Origin of the sequence: Pseudomonas sp. PIC25 (genome assembly GCF_002286785.1) — a bacterium.
GTDB lineage: Bacteria > Pseudomonadota > Gammaproteobacteria > Pseudomonadales > Pseudomonadaceae > Pseudomonas_M.
Genome location: NZ_MUJY01000124.1, coordinates 1 through 25,665, shown reverse-complemented (window position 1 = coordinate 25,665; position 25,665 = coordinate 1). Strand labels below are relative to the sequence as shown.

Below are 25,665 nucleotides of genomic sequence, written 5' to 3'. Positions count from 1 at the left end.
CCGATCACCGCCGCATCGTTCACCCCGTGGAGGGTGACAGTGACCGTGTGCTGCGTGCCATCCAGCGTGGTCACCGTGAAGGTCTCGACCTTGGTTTCCCCAGCCTTGAGGTACTGCACCAGCGCGTTGGGTACGCTATAGGCCCAGGTGCCATCCGCGGCGATGGCCAAGGTGCCGAGAGCACCAGCGGACGGCGTGACGCTGCCTTGGAAGCTTGCTTCTCCGGTATCCGTATCGGCAATGGTCAGTACACCGCCGGTCGTCAGGGCGCCTTGGCCATCGACATCGAGGTCCTCGGTGACGCTACCGGTATCACTGCCACCAATCACTGCCGCATCGTTCACACCGAGGATGGTCACGGTAACTATTTGCTGTGTGCCGTCCACCGATTGCACGGTGAAGGTCTCGACCTTGGTTTCCCCGGCCTTGAGATATTGCACCAGGGCGTTTGGCACGCTGTAGGCCCAGGTGCCATCCGGCGCGATGGTCAGGGTGCCGAGGGCGCCGGCGGACGGCGTGACGCTGCCTTGGAAGCTGGCTTCTCCGCTATCCGGGTCGGAAATGGTTAGCGAACCACCGGTGGTCAGATTGCCCTGACCGTTGACGTTCAGGTCTTCGGTCACGGCGCCGGTATCGGTGCCACCGATCACCGCAGGATCGTTCACCGCGGCGACGACGATGGTCACGGTGGCGGTGTTCGACACCAGGTTGCCGTCGGTGACCGTGTAGGTGAAGGTCGCCACGCCATTGAAATCCGGTGCCGGGGTGAAGGTCACCGTGCCGTCCTGGTTGAGCACGGCGGTGCCGCCCGTGCCGCTGGTGACCGAGGCGATGCTCAGCGAGTCGCCGTCGATATCGCCGTCGTTGCCGAGCAGTTGGGCGGCACTGTAGGTGGCGGGCGTGTCCTCGGTGGCGCCGAGGTTGTCGTCGACGGCCACCGGTGCGTGGTTCGAAGGGGCCGCCACGTCATTGTCCTGCAGGGTCGCAGTGCCTTCGGTGCCGGCCAGGTTGGTCACGGTGCCGGAGACCGGCCCGGTGCTCAGGCTGAAGGTCTCGGCCGCCTCGACGAAGCTGTCGTCCACCGTGGCGATGCGCAAACGTACGGACAATTCGCCAGGAGCGATGCTGACCGGGCCGTTCACCACGACCCAGCCATTGCCGTCGAAACGCTCCAACTGTGCGGTCGTCCCGGTGTCGATGGCAACGTTGGCGGTGCCGCTGACCAAAACCGGGCTGAAGCCGATCGCCGTGGTGGACGGCTTGTCGAGGCTGACGACGAATTCGGCGTAATCCCCTTCGGTGACGGAGACGTTGGACACGCTGAGGGTCGGGCGGTCGTCGTCCAAGCTGGGGTAGCCGTTGCTGCCGGATGCGTCCGGTGTGCCGGTGGTATTGCCGGAGAGGAAAACGTCGCCTTCACCTTCGTCGTTGATGGTGCCCACCCCGATGCTGCGGTCCCCGTTGCCGGTGGTGGCGATCAGCGTGAAGGACTCGTTGCCTTCGTGAATGTTGTCCTGGTTGACGGCCACCCGCACCAGCAGCTTGTCGCCGCTGGGGATGACCACCGAGCTGCCGGAGGTGTAGTTCACCCAGGCGCTTCCGTTGAAGTATTCCAGCGTGCTACCGATATCCGCGCCGCCACCCGACAGGCTGGCCCGGGTGTCACTCGCCGGCAGGCCGTCCGAATCGCTCAGCGCCAGGCTGACGGCAACGCCCGCACTGCCGCTCACGGTGAACACGGCATAGGGCGAAGCCTCGTTGACGAACACGCTGTTGACCGCGACGGTGTCGGCGGCGCCTCCAATGGTGATCGTCAGGACGGCGATGTCAGACAGACCGCTACCGGAACGGTCGGTCACGGTGTAATTGAAGCGTTCGATCAGTGTCTGACCGGGGTTCAGGGCCTGGACAGTGGGATTGTTGTTATCGAGCACATAGGTCCAGTTGCCGCTGGCATCGAGGGTCAGCGAGCCGTAGAGGCCCGCCAACGCGGAGCCCACCACACCGGCGCTGCCGCTGCCCTCCACCCCGCCGAGGCGCACGGCGGTCACGCGCAGTTCGCTGAGTGCGTCGTCGACATCGGTGACGGGCGTCAGCACATTGCCGCCGGGGTTGTAGCCGGCCACGCCGTTGCTCACGCCGCTGGCCTCCACGGCGGCGGCGCTGGTATCGACCGCTACCGGTGCATCGTTCGCGCCGCGAATGGTGACAGTGAAGGTCGCGGAATCCCGCAGCCTGACGCCGTTGGTGGTCAGCCCATTCTCGAGGGTGTAGACGAAGGTGTCGGTCAGGATGGCGGAGCTGTCCCGAAGCGCCTGGACCGTGGAGTTGCTGTTGTCGACCACGTAGGTGTAGGTGCCGTTGGCGCTGAGGGTCAGCTTGCCGTAGAGCCCGATGATTTCGGTATTGGTCCCGATGGTGGTGCTGGCGCTGCTGCTCGAGGCACGTGCCGTGACGATCTGGTTGGTACCGCTCGGCGTGGTGTCGTTGCTCAGCAGGTTGCCGGTCGGGTTCACGCCGGGCGTACCGTTGGCCGTGCCGCCCTGCTCGGTGGCGAGCGCCGTGTCGGCCACGGCGTTCGGGTCGTTGGTCCCGGAACCGAGCACCGTGATGTAGAGGCTGGCGCTGCTGGTCACCCCGCTGGCGTCGCGCATCTGGTACTGGAAGCGTTCGACGGCCGACTGGCCCGCACTCAGGGCCGGGTTGTTGGCGGTCGGCGTGTAGACGTAGCCGCCATCGGCATTGAGCAGCAGGCTGCCGTACTGGCCAACCAGCGTGACACCGGCACTCGTGCTGTTGCCGAAGGTCAGCGCCTGGTTGTTCAAGGCCACGGCGGCGCTGAGCACGACCGAGGTGACCTGGCCGTTGCTGTCGTAGTTGATGCTCGCGATCGTGGGCGCGGTGGCGAGCCCGGTGCCATACACCGTCATGCCGACCGCGATGTTGCCCGTCACGCCGGACAAGGCCAGCGTGGTGGAGCTGCTGACGGTGGTCGAGTTGATGGTGCCGTCGACGAAGGTGCCGTTGCCCTTCATCACGCTGAAGCGGGTGATGCCGGAGAGCGCGCTGGCATCGGAAAAGGTGAAGCCGATGGTGCTGCCGCTGCCGGTCTTGCTCGCCACCGTCACTGGCGAGCCGTTGGAAAACAGTTGCGTGCGGGTGCCATCGCCATTGAGGCGATACACGTTGGCGCCGATCGAGATCGAGTTGGCGTCGTTGCTGTCGAGGGTGGTGTTGAAGGTAGTGGTGCCACCGGTGTTGCCGGTGGCACCACCTTCGATACTGATGATGACGACAGTCTTGGTCTCCCCGTACCGATCCACGTCCACATCGTTGGTCAGCACGTTGCCCACGGCCTGGGCCCCCAGCGGATCGCTGCCGTTATAGGCGGTGGAGTCGGTGCGCAGGGACTCCTTCGCAGTGCTGTAGTCGTCGCTCGCCAGCGGGGCATCGTTGGCACCGCGGATAGTCACTTTGAGCGTGGTGGTGGACGTCATGCCCGAGGCATCGGTCATGCGGTAGGTGAAGGTATCGACCAGGGTGTCGCTGGCGCTGCGCAGGGCTTCGACCTGCGGGTTGGCGTCGTTCACCACGTAGCGGTAGCTGCCGTCCGCCCCCAAGGTCAGGGTGCCGTAGAGGCCGACCACCACGGAGCCGTTGGCCGAAGTGGTCGCGGCGCTCACGGCCTGGCTGGCGGAACCGGTGCCGACCGCCGTCACCTGCTTGGTGTCGGCCGAGGTGTCGTTGCTCAGCACGTTGCCGATTGCCGCGCTGCCGGCCGTGCCGTTCTGGCTGCCACCGGCCTCGACCGCTGCGCCGCCGGACGTGCCAGCCGTACCGTTGGCGGTATCGGCCACGGCCACCGGCGCCACCGCCGGGCCGACCAGGGCGTTGAGCGCCGCATCGACGCGGTCGGACGACGAGCCTAGGTTCTTCAGGTTCGATACCTGGTTCTTCCAGCCGAGGCTATCGAACCAGGCCTGATCGACCACCAGCAGGAAGCCTCGGTTGTCCGTGACGTTACTGTCGCCATCCTGGTTGCCGTCGGCCTGGGCCACAGCCAGCGAGGTGAAATCCGCATCGGTCCAGAAGTAGAAGCCGCGCACCACACCGCCGCTCTTGATCGGCCGGCTGATCCAGCCGTAGTAAGTGGTGGAACCGATGGTCACGGCAGTGGCCGAGACGTCGTTGCCGCTGAAGAAGCGGCTGTTGACCGCATCGTTGACGGTGACCTGGCCGAGCGAGGTGAAGACGAAATCGTGGCTGTTGGCTTCCTTGCCCGCCGGGGTAGTCGCCGTGTTCACTTCGTAGGCGTTGCTGAAGGTCAGCGTGGCGAACTCCACGGAGACCGATTCGCCATCGAACTGCAGGGTAGCCTGGTCGTTATCCGCGGCGAAACCGGGCGTGCCGGTGTCGGTGCCGCTGACCTCGGCGGCAAATCGCTGCCCCTCGTCGCCGGCGGTATCGCCACCCTGGTTCAGCAGATTGTCGAGGTGATGGCCGTATTCCTCGATCAGCAGGCGCGAGACCTGTTGCGTATCCAGCACGGCGAGCCAGTCACGGTTGAGGAAGATCACCGGCGCACCGTCCGGCCCCTCCGCGGCATAGGCCGCCATGGCGCCCTTGATCTGAGCGTTGTCCAGCAGGGAGACGCCGATCTCCAGCGATCCGTCGGCAATCGAGGTGCGCAGCCGCGCAAGTTCCGCGCGCCACTGCTCGCCCGGGGTGCTCTGCTCGCCTTTGAACAGCTCGAAGAGCTGCGCGTCGCTGGCCTGGGCCAGGAACTGGCGGACCTGCTCGGCTGCGCTCGCCGTCGCCTCGGCCAATCCCGGATGGTCGCCGTCCAGCCTGAACAGGTCCGGCTGCTCGGCCGGCGCGGCATGTTCGACTGCCACAGCGGCCGGGCTTTCGGCAGCATCGGATGCAGCCGGATCGGCCACCGGTTGGCTGGCCACGGTATCCACCGCATCGGCTGCAGCCGCCCCATCGAAGACAAAGCGCTGCTCCAGGGCCAACGGCCGAGGGCGACCGCGCACCAGACGGGTGGATGCGGAGGGGGTATTCGGCTGATCGGCCATCTCGGACCTCGATGCGCAGCGGGTTCGGGCGCAGGCCGCAGCCTGCGATTCAGGGTTCGGTCAGGGTGTGGGCGGCGTGACCCGCACACGGCCGCTCATACCGGCCATCAGCTCGGGAAAGCGTCCGTCGATAGCAGCAGCCACCTTCACCGATTGGCTGACCGGATCGACCCGTGCGCCGATGCGCTCGAAGCGCGCAGGATAACGCTGGCCGGTCTCGTCGATCTCGACATCGAAGGTCTGCCCCGGGCGCAGCCAGACGAGCCAGGCCGAGGGCACCAGGAATTCGAGTTCGAGCACGCTGTCGTCGAGGATGTCCAGCAGCGGTTGGCCGGGCTGCACATACTGCTGCTCGCGAACCTTCTGCTCGGCGACCCGGCCGGCGAACGGCGCGGTGATGCTGCACTTGGCGAGCACCGCCTGCTGGGCACCGACCTCGGCCACTGCCTTCTGCCGGCCGGCACGGCCCAGGTCGACCTCCAACTGGCCGACCGAATTCAGCTCGGCTAGGCGCCGGTTGGCCTTGTCGGTGGCTTCCGCGGCATTCAGCTCGGCGCGGGCCTTCTGCAACATGGCCTGCTGGACGCTGCAATCGAAGCTGACCAGCGCCTGGCCGGCCTTGAACGCACCGCCTTCGGGAATCGGCAGCTTGTTGACCTTGGCGCCGATCTCCGCCGCCAGGGTGGTGAACTGACGCGGCAGCAGTTGGGCACGAATCTCCTGCCGTTCGATGCCGGCACGGGCCGGAGCGGCATCCACAACCTGGGCCTGGACAGCGCCGGAGCCCAGCGCGGCCAGCAAACAGAGCGCCAAGCGTTTCATAGGCTCGCATCCTTGCGGGCGCGAGCGGCCAGCAGTTGCCAACCGTTCCGGCTGGACGCCAACGTCCGGGTCAGGTCGTCCAGCGACATCTCGCCGACGCTACCGATCTTCGGCTCCACGCCCAGGGTCGCCTGCAACCGGGCCTCGGCGGTCTGCGCCTGGGCCAGGGCCTGGTAGCGCCGGAGCAGGCTGAGAATCGCAGTGGTCTGGTTGGCCACCCGGTCCAGCTTGCTCTGCACCTGGATCGCCTCCCGATTGCTCATGTGCTCGCTGATGCGGCGGTCCACCTGCCAGATCGAATCGGCCCGCTGGAATTGATGCTGCGCGTTGATCAACTGCTGCCGCGCCAGGTGCACTTGCGCCATCACCGCCATCTGCATCGAGACCCGGCGCTGGTCGGCCAGGGCGACGCCCGCCTCGGCCAGTTTGAGCTGGGCAGGGCCGGTGAGCAGATTGAACAGGTTGAACGAGAGCTGGACGCCGGTCTCGTTCCACTGGCGGTTCACCAGGTAGCTATCGGTGTCGTAGTTGACCCCGTAGCTGAAATTGAGGCTGGGGAAGAGGCGCGTCAGCGTCTTGCGAGTCTCGTCGCGCGCGATGCGTGCGCTGTAGTGCTGCTCGCGGACGTCGGCGTTGGCCACCATGGCCACCTCCTCCATGGTCGCAACCGGCACCGCCAAGGCCTGGCGATCGAGATCGAAGTCAGGCTCGACCAGGGCGATGGGCTGGCCGAGGGGCGCGTTGATCAGCGCGGCGAGCTCCGTCTGTGCGGTGGACAACTCCTGCTCGATGGCTTCGAGCAGGCGCAGGTTCTCCAGCACCTGGCGCTGATAGCGCAAGGAATCGAGCGGATTGCGCAGGCGCTCGGTCTCCGCCTGATGGGCGTCGGCCAGGGCCTCTTCGGCAACCAGGGTGGTGGCACGCACCTCCGCTTCGAGCTTCTGCGCACTGACTGCGCGCCAGAAGGCGGTACGCACATCCTGCATCAGCAGGTGCATCGCCTTGCGCCGCTTCTCGCCAGCGATCAGCGCCCGGTCGGCCTGCTGCCGCGAACCAAAATAGCCGACGCCGAGGTCGAGCATGTTCCAGCTCAGGCTCAGGGAGCTGACCGTGTGGTCCCGCTCCTGGGAGATGAAACGGGATTCGGAGAGCGTGCCGTCGTCCGAATTGCGGCTCTGGCTGATCTTGTCGTTGTTGCGCGACGTATAGCCCGCCTGCGCCAGCAACTTCGGCAGCATGTCGTAGCGGGACGCATCGAACTGCTGGAACGCCAGAGTCTCCTCCAGCATGCGGGCGCGACGATCCAGGTTGTACTTGAGTGCCCGGGCGATCACCTGCTCCAGGGTCAGCGGCCCCGTGATCGGCTCGACATCCTGCTGGGCCGCGACACGGTCGGCGCTGCCTTGCTCGCTAAGGGTCTGCTCGGTGAGTGGCTGGGGGTTCAAACGTACACAGGCCGTCAAGGAAAAAGCGACCATCAGGGCTAGGACGGTCTTGGCGGGCGGCAGCTCAATCATGGAGTGGTCTTCGAAGGGGTGGTTCTTTACGCCTGGCCAGGACGCCCAGACGCGTTACGGCACAACGCAATCAACCGCAGACCCGAACCCCGGTTGGCACAGGACTTCGGATCTTGCCGACTCAACGATCATCCGCGACCGAAGGCGTAGGCGTTTCCAATCACATCGAATCCATGAAGCGAGTCGCGCGAGGCTCCAACGATCCGAAATTTCCTGCACCATATATGTGGCTATTCGCCATCATTACGCAACTTAAATATGCAGTGCTCGAATGGTTCACCCGGCATCGCTATTCAAGCGATAAGCCCGCAACCTGAAAATCGGGCGGCCCCCTAGACCTCCCCCGGGGAAACACCTAGGGGAAACCCCGATCCGCCTCGGCGATTTTCAGGACCTCGCCATTCCACAGCGCTCCCAGAGCGGCTGCCCACCATCGCCATGACTGCTCGTCGCCCCTCGTCCAGGTCACTTGAAGCCCATCACTTCCTGGAATCCGACATCAGCCGCACAACCAATGCGCCGAAGGATGCAACGATCGCCAGCACAACCACCCCGCTCCAGCCCCACTGAGCCAAAGCCATGCTCCCCAGCCCGGCACCGGTTGCCATGCCGATGAATACGCCGGTGAACAGCACGGCATTCAAGCGACTGCGAGCGGGCGGATCGATGCCGTATACGATGGTTTGGTGCGCGACCAACGTCGCCTGGACGGCGAAGTCGAAGCCGATGGCGGCCACCACGATCAGGCCCAGCTGAGCCTCAAGGGGAACAGCGTCAGCCAGGCCCAAGACGGCGAACGAGGCCACCGCCAATGCCGCGCCGAGGCGGGTCACACGCTCGGGGCCGCTGCGATCGGCGAGCCGGCCCGCTAACGGAGCCGCCAGGGCACCCGCGGCGCCTGCCAGCCCGAACGCGCCGGCCGCGGCACTCCCCAAGCCGAACTGGGCATGCAGCATCACCGCCAGCGTCGACCAGAACGCACTGAATGCCATGGACAACAAGCCCTGGGATACCGCTGCGCGGCGCAGGGCCGGATGCCGTGACCAGAGCTTCAGCATCGACCCGAGCAGCGCGCCATAGCCCAGCGACGTCGTGGGTGCGAAACGCGGCAAACCGCGCCAGGCACCGATGCCGAACAGCGCAATGGAGACAGCCGCCACCCCGTATACCGCGCGCCAGCCGAACTGATCGGCAATCAAACCGCTCATGACCCGCGACAGCAGAATCCCCAGCAGCAGGCCCGTCATCACCGTTCCAACGACCGTACCGCGTTGCGTCTCCACCGCCATGGTCGCGGCAGCCGGAACGATGTCCTGGGCCATCGTGGCGGCGAGGCCGATCGCGAGGCTGGCGACGAGCAAGGCACCCACCCCCGGGGCGATGCTGCTAAGCAACAAGGCCAGCATGAGCATGCAAGCCTTCGCCAGAATGATCTGACGCCGGTCGTAGCGGTCTCCCAACGGAGCCAGCAGCAGGATACCCAGGGCATAGCCAAGCTGCGTCAGCATCGGAACCATTCCTACCGCACGCTCGCTCGCCTGGATATCGGCGCCAAGCACACCCAGCATCGGCTGGCTGTAATAGAGCGTCGCAACGCTGAGGCCAGCGCCCGTAGCTAAAAGAAAAATGAGCCCTCGCGAGAGTGCGGATGCGCTCCGCTCAAGCGCGGGGGACAAATGTGCTGAGGTGGTCATGGCGGGGATTCCATCTGATCTGAACGAGGCAGCCATTCTCATCGCGTATTGGAAGACGCTGTAGTAGCCTCAAAGGCAAATCTGTTATGCAAGCAGCGTATGAAAGAACCCACTCTTTCCGGCCTCGATCGCATTGAACTGCTGCGCACCTTCGTCCGCATCGTCGATGCCGGCAGCCTGTCGGCGGCGGCCGCGCAACTGAACACCACACAACCCACCGTCAGCCGCCGCCTGCAAGCGCTGGAGCGCTCGCTCGGCCTGCAACTGCTCAACCGGACGACCCACGGCATGCAGCTAACCGGCGATGGCGAGCGCTGCTACTCCTATGCCAGACAGGTGCTGGAAAGCTGGATGGAGATGGAGGACGAGCTGATCGGCGCTCGCGAAGACCCTCGCGGCACGCTCCGCGTGCAGGTACCGCACGCCTTCGGGCAGGACCAGTTGATCGCCCCGTTAGGGGAGTACCTGCGCCGGTATCCAAACGTGAGCGTGGAATGGACGCTGCATGATCGCCGGCCCGACTTCACCGCCGAAGGGATCGATTGCGCGATTCAGGTAGGGGTTATCGAAGACCCTTCGGTGGTTGCCATCCGCCTTGGCGAAGTGCCCCGGATCGTGGTTGCGGCGCCGGAGCTACTGGGCAGCGAGCCGCTACCCGCTTCGACCGAACAGCTCCAGCGCTTGCCCTGGCTGGCGCTACGCACCTACTACACCGACGAGGTCGTGCTGACCTGCTTGAGGGATGGCCGCTCCCATCGCTTTGCAATCCAGCCCCGCATGAGCACAGACAGCCTCTACGCCCTGCGCAGCGCCACGCTCGCAGGGCTCGGCGCGTGCATCAGCTCAGCCTGGATAGTCGCTCGCGATATCGAGGAGGGCCGCTTGATCCAATTGATACCGCAATGGCAGGCAGCGCCCCTGCCGGTCTACCTGATCTACCCTCACGCACGCAGCTACCCCGCCAAGCTGCGCCTGTTCGCCGAGCTGATCCGCAACCGCATGCCGAATCTCGTTGGCCTGCGGGCAGCGAGCGCAGATGCCTCCGTCGAACAGTCGGCGCTAAGGTAGTGCCTGGTTTTGAGTGTTACGCGGCAGATGACTATTTGGCACACCTCCCCTGCAGCCACGCTCTCTGCCGAACAAGCACCGACTGGGCCGACTCGGAGACCAGTTCCCGGTAGACGCCCGGCGCGGTGGCGCCTTCGGTGTTGATCAGCAGAACACGGGATTCACCGTTCAGCCCCACCTGCTCGGCCAGTCGAGGATCGTTGACCAGCCCGATCAGCCCGGCGAGCCCAGCCACGCCCGATTCGCCGGCGACCAGCGGAATGTCGCTGGCGCTGCCGGCCGCAAGGCGGCGCATGGCGGTGACTGCCTCGTCATCTTCGATGGTCATGAAGAAGTCGATGCAAGATTGGAGAAACCTCCACGCCAGGGGCGAGGTTTCCCCGCAGGCCAGGCCCGCCATCACTGAATCCACCGAACCCGTCGCCTTGCTCGCCCGGCCGGCGATGGCGCTCTGGAACAGGCAATCCGCCTGCACGGGCTCGACCACGATGAAGGTCGGGCGCTCGGCGCCAAACAATTCCCAGAGATAGCCGGCGATACCTGCCGCCAGGCCACCGACGCCGCCCTGCAGAAAGAAATGGGTGAGGGTACGACTGCTGATTTGGCGCAGGGCCAGCGCTTCGACGATCTCGGCAGCGATGACGCCGTAACCCTGCATCACGTCGCGAGGAATCTCCTCGTAGCCGTCATAGGAAGTGTCGGAGACGACCAGCCAGCCGTTCTTCGTGGCGAGCGCCGCCGCCTCTTCCACCGACTGGTCGTAATTGCCGCTGATGCGCACGATCTCGGCACCGTATGCGGCAATCGCCTCCTCTCGCTCGATGCTGACGTTGGCGTGCAGCACGATCACACAACGGCAGCCGACACTCTGCGCAGCGGCGGCCAGGGCGCGGCCATGGTTGCCGTCAGTGGCGCTGATCACGGTGAAGCCGGCCAGCACGCTGCGGTACTCGCCCGCCAGCAATCCACGCGCCTCGAAGCGCTGTGCGGGGAACTGGCGCTGGATCAGGCGTACCAGGGCAATCGGCGCGCCAAGCGCCTTGAAGCTGCCCAGTACCGAACGCTCCGATTCGTCCTTGACCAGGATGTCCGCCACACCCAGCTCCGCGGCCATGCCGGGCAGCGAGTAGAGCGGCGTACCGCCGCTGTTCAGGCGCGACCAGCCGGCCAGCCAGACGCGGCTTTCATCGGCCTTGCGGATGCTCATGATGTTTTGCAGCGCTTCGGGGTAGCTCGCGCGGGCTGCGTTGGGGTTGGCGATCAGCATGTAGGCTCCTTCGATAGGCAAGGCGAAACCAATACCGCCCCACGGTTGCGAGCGGCTTCGGGGATTCGTGAATGAGTCAGGCACGGCTCAGGCGGCGCAGGACCACATCCAGCAGCACCTCGACGCCGTTGAGCAGTTGCTCGTCGTCCGTGTGCTCGCGAGGGTTATGGCTGATGCCGCCGCGGCTGGGCACGAAGATCATCGCGGACGGAGCAATGCGCGCGATCATCTGGGCGTCATGCCCGGCACCGGAGGTCATGCGCCTGTGGCTGAAACCGAGGCGTCTGGCCGAAGCTTCGATCTCATCGGCCAGGCCTGCATCGAAAGTCACCGGCTGAAAGCGCACCAGTTGCTCGGTGCTGATCTGAACGCCCTCCTCCTGCGCGATTGCCGCCAGGAAGGTTGCCAGACGCTTCTCGGCGGCAACCAGCCGTTCCTCGGCGGGATCGCGCAGGTCCACGGTGAAAGTCGCCCTGCGCGGGATCACATTGATGACGTTGGGCTCGAAGCGCATGCAGCCGACTGTCGCCAGGGTGGTTCCGCCCGCCCCCCTGGCGATAGCGCGCAACTCGGCGACCACCGCACCGGCTATATAACCGGCATCATGCCGCAAACGGGTCGGGGTGGTTCCCGCGTGGTTGGCGTTGCCCTGCACGACGACCTGTTGCCAGGAGATGCCTTGAAGATTCTCGACCACGCCGATAAGGGCGTTCTCCGCTTCCAGGATCGGTCCCTGCTCAATATGCAGTTCCAGATACTCATGGGGAATGATCGCTCCCGGCTCCAGATCGCCGGCATAGCCGATGCGCTGCAGCTCCTCGCTCAGACGTGAGCCATCGGTTCCGACAGTGGCCAGCGCCTCTTCGACGTCCATGCCGCCGGCATATACCAGCGAGCCCATCATGTCCGGCTGGTAACGCACCCCCTCTTCATTGGTGAAGGCAGCAATAGTGATGGAGCGCGACGGCAACACACCCGCCTCGCGGAATGCCCGGGCTACCGCCAATCCTGCCAGCACCCCATAACAGCCATCTAGGGCGCCGGCGTTGGTGACCGTGTCGATGTGCGAGCCCATCATCAAAGGCGCCTGGTCACCTTGATCGGAAGCAGAACGCAGCGTGCCGAAGATGTTGCCGATGCGGTCGATGCGTACGTCTAGATCAACCTCCTTCATCCACGCGACTACCTGATCGCGCCCCGCCTTCTCCGCATCAGTCAGCGCAATGCGCGTGCGGCCGCCATGGACATGGTCGGCGCCAATCTCGCCAAGGGCTCGGATTTGCTGAAGCAGAATCGAGCCATTCAGACGCGGCTCAGAACGGTTGTTCATAGGACTCTCCGGCGTAGAGCCGATGGGGACTGCTATCGGAGAATCAATACTATTCACTTGGCAGGCACTCATTTCTTGATTTACGAGCCAAAGGTGAATTTTTATTACGTTTTACAGGCGATCTCCGCATTTGCATTAAGGGCACCACCCTATGAATCTCGATCAGTTCGACCTGGCGCTGCTGGAAGCCGTCCAGCGGGATGCAACGACCTCACAACTGGACCTTGGCGCCCAGGTGAATCTCTCGTCCGCCGCGGTGAATCGCCGCCTGAAGAAAATGAGTGCGGATGGCGTCATCCAGAAAAACGTGGCGATCGTGAACCCGGCCCGGCTGGGCTATACGCTCACGGTCATCGCGCAGGTGGAGGTGGAAAGCGAACGGCTGGACTTGCTGGACAGCATGAAGCGCACCTTCCTGGCCTGCCCCGAGGTGCAACAGTGCTATTACGTCGCCGGAGAATGCGACTTCGTGCTGATCATACTGGTGAAGAACATGGAGCAATACACCGAGCTGACCCGGTCGCTATTCTTCGAGAACAACAACGTCAAACGCTTCAAGACTCTGGTCTCGATGAGCAACGTCAAGACCGGGCTCGTCGTTCCCACTTCGGGTTAGCGCAGCGAAAGTGCTTGTGACCACCAGCTTCATCAGGCCGTTGCCATCCCGACTAGCCATCTGCCAGGAGCAAACAACGCGAACCGACGACTGACGTCCTACGACAAGCAGCCCAGGCAGTTAGCGGGACGCGCTACCGCCCGCAAGAAATGCCCCTTGCCGGGGCATCCCGTCCCTTCAGGCTTCGACCATATGCTTTTTTTCCATGACATGCGGCGTCGCGACCAGAGCCTGCGCGGGCTTGCGGCGGAACAGGCGGCTCAGCCGGCGCTCCAGGCCGTCCACGTAGGTGAAGGCCACCGGCACCACCAGCAGGCTCAGGGCAGTGGAGGTGATCAGGCCGCCGATCACCGCGATGGCCATGGGCTGGCGGAAGCTCGCGTCGGCGCCCAGGCCCAGGGCGATGGGCATCATGCCCGCCACCATGGCGACGGTGGTCATGATGATGGGCCGGGCGCGCTTGTGGCAGGCATCGACCAGCGCCTCGCGCATGGACAGGCCGCGCTCGCGGATGCCCATCACCGCGTATTCCACCAGCAGAATGGAGTTCTTGGTGACGATGCCCATCAGCATGACCAGCCCGATCATGGACGGCAGGCTCAGCATGCCCCGGCTCACCAGCAGCGCGACGAAGGCGCCGCCCACGGACAGGGGAATAGCCGAGAGGATGGTCAGGGGCTGGAAGAAGTCGTGGAACAGCAACACCAGTACGCAATACACGCAAAACAACCCGATGACGATGGCCATGCCGAAGCCGCCCATGAGCTCCGCCATGATTTCCACGTCGCCAGTTTCGATCAGCTTGACGCTGGAAGGCATGGCCTGGATCGCCGGCAAGGCCTTGGCCGTCTCCAGCGCCTGGCCCAGCGGCATGCCGCCCAGGTCAGCGGCGACGGTGACGTAGCGACGCCGGTCATAGCGGTCGATCTGCGACGGGCCGCTTTCCACCGCCACACGGGCCACGCTCGACAGGGGTATCAACCCGTTGCGGCCGGGAACCCGCAGGTTGGAGACGGTCTCCAGGTCCTGCCGGGTCGCCTCGGGGAAGCGCACCTGGATCGCCACCTGGCGGTTGTCCAGGTTGAGCTTGGCCATCTGGGCATCGAAATCGCCGTTGGTGGCGATACGCACCGTCTCGCCGATGGTCGAGGTGGAAACACCCTGCTCCGCCGCCCGCGCGGCATCGGGACGCACCACGATCTCGGGACGTTCCAGACTGGCGGTGGAGGTGATGTTGGCCAGGCCAGGCACGTCGCGCAATTGCCGTTCCAGGGCCTGGGCGGTGGCTTTCAGGGCAGCCGGGTCGTCGCTGGCGAGGATCAGGGACATCTTTTCGCCCACGCCGCCGGTACCCAGGGAGAAACGGGCGCCGGGCACGCCGAGCAAGGCCCGGCGTACCTGGTTCTCGATGGTGGTCTGATCCTGCCGCGACCCACGTGGTGCCAGCACCAGCGTCATCGTGGCCCGGCGCACCTCGCCGGCCTGGGTCTGGCCGGCGCCCGCCGCCTGGGAGGCACCTACCGTGGTCATCACGTGTTCGATCCCTTCGATGTCGGCAATCGCGTGGCGCGCCGCATCCGCCGTCGCCTGGGTCATCGCCAGGCTGCTGCCCGGCGGCAGCTCCACATTGATGTTGCTGTAGCCCTTGTCCGAGGGCGGCATCAGGCCGGTCTCGAGCAGCGGCACCAGCGCCACGGAAGCCATGAAGACGAGGACCGCGCCGATGAGCGTGATGCGGCGATGGGTGAGGCACCAGCGCACCCAGCCCAGGTAGCAGGTCATCAGCATGCCGTCTTTGGTATCCACATGGTCGCTGTGGGGCTTGAGCAGGTAGGCGGCCATCATCGGCGTCAGCACCCGCGCCACGAGCAGGGAGCAGAGCACCGCCACCACTGCGGTCCAGCCGAATTGCTTGAAGAACAGACCGGAGACACCGCTCATCATGGCCGTCGGCAGGAACACCACCACCAGGGTCATGGTCGTGGCCATGACCGCCAAGGCGATCTCGGTCACCGCATCGGCAGCCGCCTGCTTGTTGGACTTGCCCATGCGGCTGTGGCGCTCGATGTTCTCGATCTCGACGATGGCATCGTCCACCAGGATGCCCACGATCACGGCCATGGCGAGCAGGGTCAGGGTATTCAGGGAATAGCCGAGCCAACTCATGACCGCGAAGGTCGGCAGGATCGACAGCGGCAGGGCCGAGGCGGAGATCAGGGTGGCACGCCAGTCGCGCAGGAACCACCAAACCACCAGCACCGCCAGCAGGGCGCCCTCGTAGAGCATGTGCATGGAGCCTTCGAACTGCTCCTGGGTGTAATCCACCGTGCCGGACACCTTGGTGAAGCTGAGGCTCGGATCGGCGGCCTGGAGCCTGCCGAGCGCTTCGGCCACGCCGGCGGCGACACGGGTCTCATCGAAGCCCTTGGCGCGGAAGATCCGGAAACCCACGACCGGCTTACCGTCGAGCGTGGCGATCTGGGTGCGCTCGGCATGGGTGTCTTTCACCGTGGCCACCTGGTCCAGATCGATGCGCCTGCCGTCGGCGAGCACCACCGGCAGGCGGTCAAGTTCCCCGGCCTGGCGCACGGTGGCGATAGTGCGCACCGCCTGCTCGACGCCACCCACCTGGCCGCGTCCGCCGGAGGATTCCTGCTCCACGCTCTTCAGCGCCCGCGATACATCGGCGGCGGTGGCGCCCATCGCCGCCAGGCGCACCGGATCGACCTCCACCCTCACCTGGCGCTGGACGCCACCGATCCGCTCGAACTTGCCGATGCCCGGCACGCCCAGCACGGTCTTGTTCACGGTGTCGTCCACAAACCAGGACAGGGCCTCCTCGTCCATCTTGGATGAAGCCACCGCGTACAACAGAGTAGCCTCACCGCTGGCGCGGACCGCGCTGATGGAAGGCTGCTCCAGATCGGTGGGCAGGTCGGAGCGTACCTTGTCCACCGCGTCCTTGGCTTCGATCAGGGCGTCCGAGAGCTTCTTCTCGAGGATGAATTCGGCATTGATCGTCACCTGCCCATCGACGATAGAAGTGCTGAGGTGCTTGAGGCCGGACAGGGTCGACAGAGAATCTTCCACCTTGCGCGCCACCTCGGTCTCCAACTGCGCCGGGGCAGCGCCGGGCTGGGTCAGAGAGATGGTGACGGTGGGCAGGTCCAGGTCCGGCAGGTTGGCCACGGGCAGGGCACGGAAGCCCAGGATGCCGGCCAGGGCGAGCAGGATGAACAGCAGAATGGCGGGTATCGGATTGCGGATCGACCAGGTAGCGAAATTCATGGCTTACTCCTCGCTGGACCGGGCGGCGAGTTCGGGGCCGGAAACCACGCGCACCAGATCGCCGTCGTTGAGGAAGCCCGCCCCCTGCGCCACCACCTTGTCGCCGACCTTGACGCCGGAGACGATCTCCACGGCGTCGCCCTGGCGACGCCCCACGGTCACCGCCTCCAGGCTGATCCGGTTGCCATCCGCCAATCTGGGCACGTAGCTGCGCCCGTCGCGGATCACCACGCTGATGGCGGGTACCGTGACGGCCGCACTTTCGTCGAGCACCACGTTACCCTTGGCATACATGCCGGCGCGTGCCGTGCTGCCGGGCTCGATGTCGGCATAGACGATGCCGAGGCGGGTCTGGCTATCGAGCGCGGGCGCCGTCTGGCGCACCGTGGCGGTGGCCGTGGCACCGTCGGGCAGGGTGAGGCCGATGTGCTGGCCGGGCTGGATCTGGGCCAGTTGCACGGACGTCAGCTCGCCGCGCCATTCCAGGCGGCTCTGCCGGATCATGCGGAACAGCTCCTGGCCAGTACTGGATACGGCGCCCACGGTGGCGCTGCGGGCACTGATGACGCCGTCGTCGGGGGCCGTCACCGTGGCGTAGCGAAGTTGCAGTTGAGTGCTCTGCAACTGGGCCTTGGCCACGTCGGCCTCGGTCACGTACTGGAGCACCTCCTGCTCGCTGATGCCACCCGTGCCCTTGAGCTGGAGGGCCCGCTGGCGGTTGGCCTCGGCCTGCTGCCAGGAGGCCTTGAGGCGCGCCTCGTCGGCCCGCAGCAGGTCGGCATCGAAAACCGCCAGCACCTCTCCCCACTTGACCCGGTCGCCCACGTTGACGCGAATTTCGTCCAGGCGCAGACCCGATACCTGGGCGCCGATCACCGCCTCCTGCCAGGGCGCGACGGCGCCACTGGCCTCGAGGAGCGCCGGCCATTCGGTCTGGGCGGCCGTGGCAACGGTGACCGTCAGGGCCGCGGCCGGCTGGCTCGGTGCCGGGGTGGCAACGGAACGGGTGGCGAGAAACAGGCTGCCACCCGCCATCAGGGTGGCGGACAAGGCGATGGCGAGCAGGGATTTGCGGCTGCGCATACCCTTGGCGTTATTCATGGGAGGACTCCGGAGTCAGGGTGATGGCGCCGCCGGTGGCTTCCACCAAGGTGATCCAGGCCTGGGCCTGGTCGCGGCGGGCGGAAATCTCGGCATCCTGGGCCGAGGCGAACTGGCGGCGACTGTCTTCGAGTTCGAACAGGCTGATGGAGCCAGCCCTCCACTGGGATTCGGACGCCTCGAACGTGGTGCGCGCGGCAGTGACGTCCTCGCCGGCGGAAACGACGCGGGCCTTGGCCGAAGCCTGGGCCGCCAGGGCGTTTTCCACTTCCTGGACGGTGCTGCGCAGCGTCCCTTGCAGGCTTGCCACGGCGAGCCGGTAACGGGCCTCTGCCGCACTTACGTTAGCCGCCCCCGCCCCACCGTCGAACAGGGTTCCGGTAAGGCTGGGGCCGAGGGACCAAGTGGTGAAATCAAGGGTCGAGCCGGCGGCGCGGATCCATTGCCCGGTCAAGGCGGCGGCCAGGTCCAGGCGCGGCAGGCGGTTGGCCCGGGCGACGGCGATGTCGGCCCAAGCCGCCGCCGCTTCCCGGTCGGCGGAAACCACGTCGGGATGGTGAGCCAGTACAGTAGCGGGCAGTTCAGGCGCGGCACCGGGAGCCTGGGGCATGTGCACCGGTTCGGCGCTGGGGGTCGGGCCCGCCGCCCCCACCAACTGCCGCACACTGCTCGCATCCCGGCCGCTCAAGGCGACCAACGCGTTCACCTGGCGAGTGCACTGCTCCTCCTGGGAGGCCAGGCTGGTGCGGGACGAGGCAATCCCGGACAGGGCCCGAGCCTCGTCGACCGGTGCGGCAAAGCCGGTCTTCAGGCGCAGGCGGGTCAGGGCCAGGGTCTTTTCCCGGGAGGCGATGTCCTCGACGAACACACGCCGGGAGTTCTCGCAGGCACGCAGGGACAGCACACCGTTCGCCACGTCGGCCGCCAAGGACAGGCGGGTCGCGGCAGCATCCGCCGTGCGGGCGTCGAGTCGGCTCTGAGCGGCTTCCACCGAATTACGCACCCGGCCGAAGAGATCGAGTTCCCAACTCAAGCTCGGCCCAGCGGAAGCCGAGGTGCTGAGCATGGTCGGGCTGGATGTCTGGGCGGAGGAGTTCTGGCTCTGCGCCCGGGTGAGGTTGGCGCTGACACTGACGGTCGGCATCCGGGCGGCCGCGTTGACGCCCAGGGTGGCCCGGGCTTCGTCGATGCGCGCCACGGCCTGGGCCAGGGTCGGGCTGTCAGCGAACGCCGCTTCGGTCAGGGTGTCGATGGCGGGGTCGCCCAAGGTGCGCCACCAGGCTTCCGTCATGGCCGGCGCCGAGCTTTCATCGGCTACCGACGCCACGGACCAGGCGGCCGGGGCCGAGGGCTCCGACGCATTATAGTCGGGCTGCAAGGCGCAGCCACTCAAAACCAGAGCGGCTACGGCAAGCCCATGGGCTGCTGGGGGAAAGCGGAACTCGCCGAGGAAGGAGGCGCAACGATGAAGACCAGGTCTGTTCTTGTACATTCTTTGCCTAAACGAAACGAGACGGTACAGTACAGTGCATTATGCTAGGCTCCATCTTCCTGTCAAGGAAAACTGTACCAATTGGTTTCGTAAAGGATTTTCTAACCGTGAGAACGAAGACCGAAGCCCGCCGCGAGGCGATCCTGGCGGCCGCCAAGGCCGTATTCGAGGAAGTGGGCTTCGAGCAGGCCACCATGTCGGAGATCACGACCCGGGTAGGCGGCTCGAAGGCCACCCTGTACCGCTATTTCGACTCGAAGGAAGCCCTGTTTCGGGAACTACTGCGGCGCGCAGCCAGCGAACACCGCAGCACAGTATTCGAACTGCTCCATCCTTGCAGTCAGATGACCGAGGATGGATTACCGCCCGAAGCGGCGGATGTCCTGGCCTTGCTCAATCCCGAAGCGGACGTGGCAACCGTGCTCCAGGCGTTCGGCGAGCGAGTGCTCAAGACCTTCCACACCCTGGAGAAAATCTCTGCCTGGCGCATGGTCATCGCCGCAGCGAACGATCCTGAGGTGGGCCGGCTGTTCTACGAGAACGGCCCGGCGCGTGGAATCCAGTATGTGGAGCGCTATTTCGATAGCGTCATGAAAGCCGGGAATCTGCGCAAAACCATCCCCAGGGTGGCCGCTGCCCATTTCCGAGCACTGGTGGAGTCCGAAGTGGACGAGCCGGGCCTGTTCAACGCCCGCCCGGAATTGAAGGACGAAGAAATCCGCGAAATCGTGGCGCGGGCGGTGGATGTATTCATGCGGGCTTACGGGCCGGAGGCTTAAAGCGCGTCGACCACAAGCGGGCCTCGCTCTTCCCTCAGGTCGCAGCCCCCAAGCAACGCTGTATGGTGCATTTCCCCTCAATCTGCACCTGTCAGCCGCCCTGCCCTCGCCCTAGCATCGACCACTCCGAGCAGGAGCAGGCGATGAACGAGATTCCCGGTGAAATCGATTTTTCAGGTTTGACGGCACGCCGGCTGGGGCCGGATGACCTCCAGATGATCTGTGTGCATCGCGAGGCGATGTTCCTCGAAGCGGGGGGCGATCCCTTGGCGTTGCAGGTGATGACCGAGCACTTCCGTCCCTGGTTGCGTGCGCGGCTGGCCGATGGGCGTTACTACGGGTTTGCCCTGATGGACGAAACCCAGCCCGTCGCGGCGATAGGGCTTATGGGCATCGACTGGCCCCCGCACCCGTCCCACCCGAACCTTGACCAGCGCGGCTATGTGCTGAATGTGTTCGTCGAACCCTCCTACCGGCGCCGGGGCCTGGCCTCGGCGCTGATGAAGCTGGCGGAAGCCGAGTTCGCACAGCGGGGCGTGAGCTTCGCCGTGCTCCACGCCACCGAGGCCGGTAAGCCGGTGTATGCCGCATTGGGCTGGGCCGCCACCGCGGAAATGGCCAAGACGCTCGGCTGACGAAAGGGCCACCCTGCCCCCTCTCCCAACGGCACCCTAACCGTCCGGCCGCTCTTCGCCATCCGGGCGCAGACAAGCCCACCGTCTATCACCACTTCAGCCAACTCACCGCTATGAACCCTCTGCAGTACCAGATGGCTCCGCAGAGGGCACCGTTCTTGCGTCACCACTTGACCGTAGCAAATGCTCGCACTAGTCTTCGCCGCATCCCGCCCAAGGCAGTAAGCCGTCCACCCTATCCAGGACGCGCCGACCCCTTGGGCGTTATGCTTTTTGGAGCGGTGAAATGCCAACAGCGATCCTGGTGGATGGTGCTTTTTTCATCAAGCGGTTCCGAAAGATCGAGCCGGATAATGCCTATAACGCTGAGAGGGCAGCTGATCTCGTTCATCGCTGGGCGACCGCGCATTTGTTTCCAATCGGTCGGTCAGGAGGAAATGGTCAGGTCGCCGGGACGCGGCGAGAACTCTATCGAATCTTCTTTTACGACTGCCCGCCGCTGCTCAAGAAATACCACAACCCAATCTCCAAGAAGGCGGTAGATTTCTCCAAGACTGACGAGGCGGTTTTCAGGGAAGAACTGCATCGCAGACTCCGGGCAAAGAGGAAACTGGCACTTCGCCTAGGCCACCTCTCCGGCGATGTGTCATGGACAATCAAGCCTGAAAAAATCAAGCAGTTGCTCAAAGGCGAGATCCAAATTGCAGACCTCACAGAGACCGATGTGAAGATTGACACCAAGCAGAAGGGCGTCGATATGCGCATTGGTGTGGATGTAGCCTCTCTTTCCTTCAAGAAGCAGGTAGACCAGATCGTCCTGATTGCCGGTGATGCGGATTTTGTTCCAGCGGCCAAAATGGCACGTCGTGAAGGAATTGACTTTGTCCTTGACCCCATGTGGCAGAGTGTCCCCGATGGCCTGATGGAGCATATCGATGGCCTTCGCTCCACATGCCCAAAGCCGCCAGCTCGCGCAGCAACAATAGCGCCTGCTGAGGCTGCAGCGGGTTAGTTCTCTACTGGGAATATTAGGTCGACCCAGCATACTTGCCGCTGCCCATGCCCTAACCCAGAGCAACTACTGTACGACGGGCCACCCTGCCCCCTCTCCCAACGGCACCCTAACCGTCCGGCCGCTCTTCGCCAGCACACACCGGAGCCGTTCGCCCCAGGAAACCCCAGCGGGCCGCGACGAGCAGAGGCTTCCACTGGAAGTTCCGCCCCTGCCGGCCCCGCATCTCAACCAAGTGCTGGCGTCGGCAACGCGCCAATGCCGCAGAGCTGGGTGCGGTGGCGCGGGCGTCGCGCAGGATGAAGCCGGCGGGCAGCGTCCGCGACCATTTGCGCGGCACCACCGCCCAAGGGATATCCAGGCAAGACAGGGTATGAATGGGCAGGCAACGGATACTGCCATCCGGCGTCTGCTCCACCAGACAGAGCAGCTTCAACGTTCGGCGGGCGGAACACAGGCGGAGCGGCAACGGGCTTTCAGCGTTCATCCGTCCACCCCTGCTCCAGCAGCCAGCGACGCAGCAAGGCCGTGTTCACCATGCGCAGCTTGCCGAGCTTCACCGAAGGCAGCACGCCCCGGCACACCCAGCCCCGCGCCGTATCGAAAGACACCCCATTGCGCTGCGCCCACTGCGCAATGGTTTCCACATCCTGATGCGAACCCGCCAGCTTAGAAGGTTCCAGCTCTTCCAGTTCCATGCTCGTTCCGTCACTATTCGTGGCAATACATACGGACAAACCCTATCCGCTTTGACTAGAGTCGAATTGAATCATATTCAGATCAATTCAAAATGGATAGAGTCGATAAAGATGAAATAGGAATGATAAAAGAGCGCGTTATAACTGTGCTCAAGCACAGCGGCATGAAGCTGCCTCAGCTCGAAGAGTTGACTGGCATTAGTCGGTACACCTGGAGCAACCTGAAAAACCCTGCCAAGAACAGGGAAATCAAGGCCGAGGAAATTGAGGCTGTGGTTAAGCTCTATCCGCAGTTTGCGTTGTGGATTGTCAGCGGCACAGTCGCGCCGGAAGCAGGACAAACGAGCCCTGACGACGAAAAGCCATTTTCCAATTAGGCTGGCCAAACTCAGTAACAGGAATCGTCAGGCATGGAACAGCGCGAAATCGACGAGCAACTCAAAAACCTGAAGTTCGACATGGACGCCGAAATCGACGACCGCAACGAACGCCTCGGCCACCGCCACTACGCTCCTCGTCATGTCCATCAGCCCATGGAAACCAGCCACGCCATCGTGCTGGCCGCCCTCATCATCGTCGGCGGGCTCTGGGGTGGAAAACTGCTCTATGACTACATCCAGGAACAGCGCATAAAAGCGGCCCTCAGCCAAGCCGCACAAGACTCAAGGCGGGCACAAGCCGAGTTGAACCAACGGATAGCTGCAGAGGCCAAGGCCAGAGAACAACGCCGCCTCGAAGAACAAACTCAACGGCAAGCCGAACTCGCACGGTTGGGACAGGAAAAACGGTTTCAATCGGCGCAGTGCCAATTCTGGTGGCAGCAGCACAACCAGAATCCCACGGAGAGAACGGCATTGAAAAAGCGGGAAGCTTGTAGAATTTAAAATTTTATTTCTTATTCCTATTCCTTGAATCCAGGCAGTCCGTTAGCCGCTCGCCATTCTTTTATTATTCGGAGAACGCCTTCGGGGCTGTCTTCTACTCCTAGAGCCGGATAAAAGAGAATTTCATTTCCTTTTGGATGTTGGGATATCTGTTCTACATGCTCAAGTAGGCCATGATACTCCTGCTCGGTAGAACACTGGCCGTTAAATAGCTTGCTGAGTATCTCTAGAAATTCTTTCTCGGCGTATTCATTTATTGATGCTTTAAGTTGCATATTGATCACTCCTCCTGACTGTTAGAGTGCAATTCCATGTATCTTCTCGGCGTTGTAATTAGCATAGCAGGGTTAGATTATCTGACAGGTATGAGGAGGCCCTCATAAAGAGGGCCTTGTTTCTGGAAAAATTTGATGGATTTTCAGATGAAAGGGTCTTTAAATCCTGGCAGTCCGTTAGCCTCCCGCCATTCTTTAATTATTCGGGTTATTCCTTCGGCAGAGTTGTCCGCCCCAGGCTCCGGCCAATAAATTAAGTCACTACCGGCAGGATGACCTGTTATTGCTATAAAGTGCTCTATTAGTTGATCTGCACGCTTATCCGTGCTGGATTCATCTTCCCTAGATATTTCGTTTAAAAATCTAATAAACTCAAATTCCGTAAAATCTTCTAGGTTCTGTTTGCTCAGAAAATCCATACCCACTATCCTCTTCGGTGAAGCTGAATATGATTCTTTGGTGTGTTCACACGTATATTCTCCAGATCATAAACAGCCCCACCTTCGCTAACCTGCTCAACATGATGCATTTCAAAAGAGCGTCTTTTTCCTACGGTGTCAATAAACCTAGCTCGCGGTGCTTTTCCTTCCAGCATACGTCGGAGATTTTGTGGGATAAATTGCCCACTCAACTCCGCATCAGCCGCCACAGTCTTCCAAAACTCCGCCCGGAACGCATCGAAGCTGGAAAACGCCTTCCCCCTGAGCTTATCCGCAATCTGCACCGGAATCGGTGCCCCAAGCTCCCGGCTGGCCTGTTCCAGCCAGATGCCCGTCACGACCTCGCCCTGTCCCGTGACCACACCCGCATCGAGCCGGACGTTCATCACGGCATACAACGGCGGCACGCCTGAGTCGGCCGGGAAGATCAGGATGGCGTCTTTGAAGTCGGGCGGATACACCGGATTGACCAGTATCTGGTCCACGGTCTCGGTAGGCGGGTAAACCCATACCGTCGGCATTTCTGGAGAGGCTTCCAGGGCCGGGATTCCAAGGGTTTTCGAGGTGTCTACGGCTGGCGTCCATGTCAGGTTCGCCCCATTGCCGAAATCAGCGACGAAGGCATCCCCTTGGGGCTGGAATGGGATAACGGGCACCGTTTCCCATCGCAGAGCGCGTTTGTGCGGGCCGGTGTACCACGCATAGCCTTTCAGCGTTCCGTCTGGCTGTTCCTCTATGTGAATCCGTGCCCGCGTTCTCGCCGTGGTGCGTTCCCTCAACTCGTCCTCGGTGTACATCGCCGAATCGCCTGTTTGCGTCGGCCACAGGAACGACACCAGCCCAATCAGAAACCCGACCGAGACTCCTGTCGTAATGCCCGTTGCAAGCCCGCCAGCGGTTTCGCCTGCCGTGGTGGCGCCGATGGCGAGCGTTCCTGTGAGGGGAAGAGCGCTCCCGCCGATCTTTTTCAGGGGGATGCTTCCATCGGCATTCCTCTCCCTGGAGCCGAGCACGGCGAAGTTTCCGTATTCCTTCAGGAAGCTCGTTCTTACCCATCCATCCCCTTGTGAGCGATGGTCCATCAACCCCTCGGGAATGGTGCAGCACTTGGCAAACGTCTTTGCCGCTGGAGGCTGGGGCTCTGGTGAGGGGGGTGGCGAAGCGGGACGGACGAGTTCGCGGGGCGGTTGCTTGTCGAATTCCCAGCCGCCGAGCTGCGGCTGCGGTGGGTCTGGTTCTTTGGGTGTTCGCCAGCTTTTCGGTGGGATGTTCTTCAATGCCGGTCGGCAAACGCGGGGCATCGGCCCTGGCCCTTGATCACGTGCCATGTGTGTTCTCCCTGTCCAAGACAGGGCCGACTTTAAGGATGCACACGCACCGGTGCCGTGCAGTGGTCGACCAGCCGGCCGAGCGTTATCGCGCACTATCGGGTATTGCTCTCTCCTTCCCTCCCAATGTTGCAGAAAAGGGAGCCGGATGATTTGCCCAGCTCCCGATGACACACCACAGGTGCCGCGTATCAACTCATGCGCTTGCCGCCGTAGAATTCCTCCGAGGCGTTTTTGCACACCTGGCGGCCGCAAAAACTGAGTGCAACACCTGACCTTTCCGGTACGGTGCTGCCCCTATGTCTTATTCCGAACTCAGCGTCGAAGAGCGCGCCACCATT

General features: G+C 63.7%; 21 protein-coding genes. 7 read left to right on the top strand and 14 right to left on the bottom strand.

Annotated elements, in window-relative coordinates:
- From BZL41_RS15390 to BZL41_RS15375, 4 genes are all read right to left on the bottom strand, one after another.
- A partial coding sequence (locus BZL41_RS15390; protein WP_143518098.1) for a VCBS domain-containing protein occupies nucleotides 1-5,078 on the bottom strand: 5,078 nt, incomplete at its 3' end.
- Nucleotides 5,079-5,138: 60 nt separating this feature from the next.
- Nucleotides 5,139-5,900 (bottom strand): efflux RND transporter periplasmic adaptor subunit, encoded by a 762-nt coding sequence (locus BZL41_RS15385; RefSeq protein WP_095600113.1) that lies wholly within the window; start codon nucleotides 5,898-5,900, stop codon nucleotides 5,139-5,141.
- Nucleotides 5,897-7,417, bottom strand: a complete 1,521-nt coding sequence (locus BZL41_RS15380) for a TolC family protein (protein ID WP_256578168.1) — start codon at nucleotides 7,415-7,417, stop codon at nucleotides 5,897-5,899. The genes BZL41_RS15385 and BZL41_RS15380 overlap by 4 nt, the downstream gene beginning before the upstream one ends.
- A 479-nt stretch (nucleotides 7,418-7,896) precedes the next feature.
- Nucleotides 7,897-9,111, bottom strand: coding sequence for an MFS transporter (locus BZL41_RS15375; RefSeq protein WP_095600112.1), 1,215 nt, complete (start codon nucleotides 9,109-9,111; stop codon nucleotides 7,897-7,899).
- Nucleotides 9,112-9,210: 99 nt separating this feature from the next.
- Between BZL41_RS15375 and BZL41_RS15370 the strand changes: the two genes are divergently transcribed.
- Entirely contained in the window at nucleotides 9,211-10,179 is a 969-nt protein-coding gene (locus BZL41_RS15370) for a LysR family transcriptional regulator (protein WP_095600111.1), read from the top strand.
- A 31-nt stretch (nucleotides 10,180-10,210) separates the two neighbouring features.
- Here BZL41_RS15370 and BZL41_RS15365 read toward each other — a convergent pair whose 3' ends face one another.
- Together BZL41_RS15365 and BZL41_RS15360 are read right to left on the bottom strand one after the other, a co-directional pair.
- A complete protein-coding gene (locus BZL41_RS15365) occupies nucleotides 10,211-11,446 on the bottom strand; it encodes a diaminopropionate ammonia-lyase (protein ID WP_095600110.1) in 1,236 nt (411 codons plus the stop codon).
- Between the two features lie 76 nt (nucleotides 11,447-11,522).
- The gene (locus BZL41_RS15360; RefSeq protein ID WP_095600109.1) at nucleotides 11,523-12,776 is read right to left on the bottom strand and encodes a Zn-dependent hydrolase; all 1,254 of its coding nucleotides are present in this window, start codon (nucleotides 12,774-12,776) and stop codon (nucleotides 11,523-11,525) included.
- 151 nt (nucleotides 12,777-12,927) lie between these two features.
- Between BZL41_RS15360 and BZL41_RS15355 the strand changes: the two genes are divergently transcribed.
- Nucleotides 12,928-13,392: an Lrp/AsnC family transcriptional regulator gene (locus BZL41_RS15355; protein ID WP_095600108.1), complete on the top strand. Its 465-nt coding sequence runs from the start codon at nucleotides 12,928-12,930 to the stop codon at nucleotides 13,390-13,392.
- A 177-nt stretch (nucleotides 13,393-13,569) separates the two neighbouring features.
- On the opposite strand, the gene BZL41_RS15350 is transcribed toward BZL41_RS15355, so the two are convergent.
- Genes BZL41_RS15350 through BZL41_RS15340 form a run of 3 tightly spaced genes read right to left on the bottom strand, consistent with a single transcriptional unit; the run spans nucleotide 13,570 to nucleotide 19,180 of the window.
- Nucleotides 13,570-16,680: an efflux RND transporter permease subunit gene (locus BZL41_RS15350; RefSeq protein ID WP_095600107.1), complete on the bottom strand. Its 3,111-nt coding sequence runs from the start codon at nucleotides 16,678-16,680 to the stop codon at nucleotides 13,570-13,572.
- Nucleotides 16,681-16,683: 3 nt separating this feature from the next.
- The gene (locus BZL41_RS15345) at nucleotides 16,684-17,781 is read right to left on the bottom strand and encodes an efflux RND transporter periplasmic adaptor subunit (RefSeq protein WP_095600106.1); all 1,098 of its coding nucleotides are present in this window, start codon (nucleotides 17,779-17,781) and stop codon (nucleotides 16,684-16,686) included.
- Nucleotides 17,774-19,180, bottom strand: coding sequence for an efflux transporter outer membrane subunit (locus tag BZL41_RS15340; protein WP_256578169.1), 1,407 nt, complete (start codon nucleotides 19,178-19,180; stop codon nucleotides 17,774-17,776). The genes BZL41_RS15345 and BZL41_RS15340 overlap by 8 nt, the downstream gene beginning before the upstream one ends.
- A 200-nt stretch (nucleotides 19,181-19,380) precedes the next feature.
- Here BZL41_RS15340 and BZL41_RS15335 point away from each other — a divergent pair, with 200 nt between their 5' ends.
- From BZL41_RS15335 to BZL41_RS15325, 3 genes are all read left to right on the top strand, one after another.
- On the top strand, nucleotides 19,381-20,052 hold the full coding sequence (locus BZL41_RS15335; RefSeq protein WP_218224529.1) for a TetR/AcrR family transcriptional regulator: 672 nt from the start codon (nucleotides 19,381-19,383) through the stop codon (nucleotides 20,050-20,052).
- A gap of 143 nt (nucleotides 20,053-20,195) precedes the next feature.
- The gene (locus BZL41_RS15330) at nucleotides 20,196-20,687 is read left to right on the top strand and encodes a GNAT family N-acetyltransferase (protein WP_095600103.1); all 492 of its coding nucleotides are present in this window, start codon (nucleotides 20,196-20,198) and stop codon (nucleotides 20,685-20,687) included.
- 286 nt (nucleotides 20,688-20,973) lie between these two features.
- Complete coding sequence (locus tag BZL41_RS15325) at nucleotides 20,974-21,699, top strand: NYN domain-containing protein (protein WP_095600102.1); 726 nt, start codon at nucleotides 20,974-20,976, stop codon at nucleotides 21,697-21,699.
- A 109-nt stretch (nucleotides 21,700-21,808) separates the two neighbouring features.
- Here the strand turns inward: BZL41_RS15325 and BZL41_RS15320 are convergent, their stop codons facing one another.
- Nucleotides 21,809-22,186 carry a hypothetical protein gene (locus BZL41_RS15320; RefSeq protein WP_095600101.1) on the bottom strand — a complete coding sequence of 126 codons (378 nt, stop codon included), beginning with the start codon at nucleotides 22,184-22,186 and terminating at the stop codon, nucleotides 21,809-21,811.
- Complete coding sequence (locus BZL41_RS15315) at nucleotides 22,176-22,397, bottom strand: DNA-binding protein (protein WP_095600100.1); 222 nt, start codon at nucleotides 22,395-22,397, stop codon at nucleotides 22,176-22,178. The genes BZL41_RS15320 and BZL41_RS15315 overlap by 11 nt, the downstream gene beginning before the upstream one ends.
- A 92-nt stretch (nucleotides 22,398-22,489) precedes the next feature.
- Here BZL41_RS15315 and BZL41_RS15310 point away from each other — a divergent pair, with 92 nt between their 5' ends.
- Both BZL41_RS15310 and BZL41_RS15305 read left to right on the top strand, forming a co-directional pair.
- Nucleotides 22,490-22,774, top strand: coding sequence for a helix-turn-helix domain-containing protein (locus tag BZL41_RS15310; RefSeq protein WP_371916536.1), 285 nt, complete (start codon nucleotides 22,490-22,492; stop codon nucleotides 22,772-22,774).
- A gap of 33 nt (nucleotides 22,775-22,807) precedes the next feature.
- Nucleotides 22,808-23,281: a hypothetical protein gene (locus BZL41_RS15305; RefSeq protein ID WP_095600098.1), complete on the top strand. Its 474-nt coding sequence runs from the start codon at nucleotides 22,808-22,810 to the stop codon at nucleotides 23,279-23,281.
- A gap of 17 nt (nucleotides 23,282-23,298) precedes the next feature.
- Here BZL41_RS15305 and BZL41_RS15300 read toward each other — a convergent pair whose 3' ends face one another.
- From BZL41_RS15300 to BZL41_RS15290, 3 genes are all read right to left on the bottom strand, one after another.
- Complete coding sequence (locus BZL41_RS15300) at nucleotides 23,299-23,556, bottom strand: bacteriocin immunity protein (protein WP_095600097.1); 258 nt, start codon at nucleotides 23,554-23,556, stop codon at nucleotides 23,299-23,301.
- Nucleotides 23,557-23,699: 143 nt separating this feature from the next.
- A complete protein-coding gene (locus tag BZL41_RS15295) occupies nucleotides 23,700-23,975 on the bottom strand; it encodes a bacteriocin immunity protein (RefSeq protein WP_095600096.1) in 276 nt (91 codons plus the stop codon).
- Nucleotides 23,976-23,980: 5 nt separating this feature from the next.
- Entirely contained in the window at nucleotides 23,981-25,324 is a 1,344-nt protein-coding gene (locus BZL41_RS15290) for an S-type pyocin domain-containing protein (RefSeq protein WP_095600095.1), read from the bottom strand.
- Between the last annotated feature and the right edge of the window lie 341 nt (nucleotides 25,325-25,665).

Coding starts and splice junctions, on each gene's coding strand:
- BZL41_RS15385 (WP_095600113.1), bottom strand. CDS start 5,900: ATGAAACGCTTGGCGCTCTGTTTGCTGGCCGCGCTGGGCTCCGGCGCT.
- BZL41_RS15380 (WP_256578168.1), bottom strand. CDS start 7,417: ATGATTGAGCTGCCGCCCGCCAAGACCGTCCTAGCCCTGATGGTCGCT.
- BZL41_RS15375 (WP_095600112.1), bottom strand. CDS start 9,111: ATGACCACCTCAGCACATTTGTCCCCCGCGCTTGAGCGGAGCGCATCC.
- BZL41_RS15370 (WP_095600111.1), top strand. CDS start 9,211: ATGAAAGAACCCACTCTTTCCGGCCTCGATCGCATTGAACTGCTGCGC.
- BZL41_RS15365 (WP_095600110.1), bottom strand. CDS start 11,446: ATGCTGATCGCCAACCCCAACGCAGCCCGCGCGAGCTACCCCGAAGCG.
- BZL41_RS15360 (WP_095600109.1), bottom strand. CDS start 12,776: ATGAACAACCGTTCTGAGCCGCGTCTGAATGGCTCGATTCTGCTTCAG.
- BZL41_RS15355 (WP_095600108.1), top strand. CDS start 12,928: ATGAATCTCGATCAGTTCGACCTGGCGCTGCTGGAAGCCGTCCAGCGG.
- BZL41_RS15350 (WP_095600107.1), bottom strand. CDS start 16,680: ATGAATTTCGCTACCTGGTCGATCCGCAATCCGATACCCGCCATTCTG.
- BZL41_RS15345 (WP_095600106.1), bottom strand. CDS start 17,781: ATGAATAACGCCAAGGGTATGCGCAGCCGCAAATCCCTGCTCGCCATC.
- BZL41_RS15330 (WP_095600103.1), top strand. CDS start 20,196: ATGAACGAGATTCCCGGTGAAATCGATTTTTCAGGTTTGACGGCACGC.
- BZL41_RS15325 (WP_095600102.1), top strand. CDS start 20,974: ATGCCAACAGCGATCCTGGTGGATGGTGCTTTTTTCATCAAGCGGTTC.
- BZL41_RS15320 (WP_095600101.1), bottom strand. CDS start 22,186: ATGAACGCTGAAAGCCCGTTGCCGCTCCGCCTGTGTTCCGCCCGCCGA.
- BZL41_RS15315 (WP_095600100.1), bottom strand. CDS start 22,397: ATGGAACTGGAAGAGCTGGAACCTTCTAAGCTGGCGGGTTCGCATCAG.
- BZL41_RS15310 (WP_371916536.1), top strand. CDS start 22,490: ATGGATAGAGTCGATAAAGATGAAATAGGAATGATAAAAGAGCGCGTT.
- BZL41_RS15305 (WP_095600098.1), top strand. CDS start 22,808: ATGGAACAGCGCGAAATCGACGAGCAACTCAAAAACCTGAAGTTCGAC.
- BZL41_RS15300 (WP_095600097.1), bottom strand. CDS start 23,556: ATGCAACTTAAAGCATCAATAAATGAATACGCCGAGAAAGAATTTCTA.
- BZL41_RS15295 (WP_095600096.1), bottom strand. CDS start 23,975: ATGGATTTTCTGAGCAAACAGAACCTAGAAGATTTTACGGAATTTGAG.
- BZL41_RS15290 (WP_095600095.1), bottom strand. CDS start 25,324: ATGGCACGTGATCAAGGGCCAGGGCCGATGCCCCGCGTTTGCCGACCG.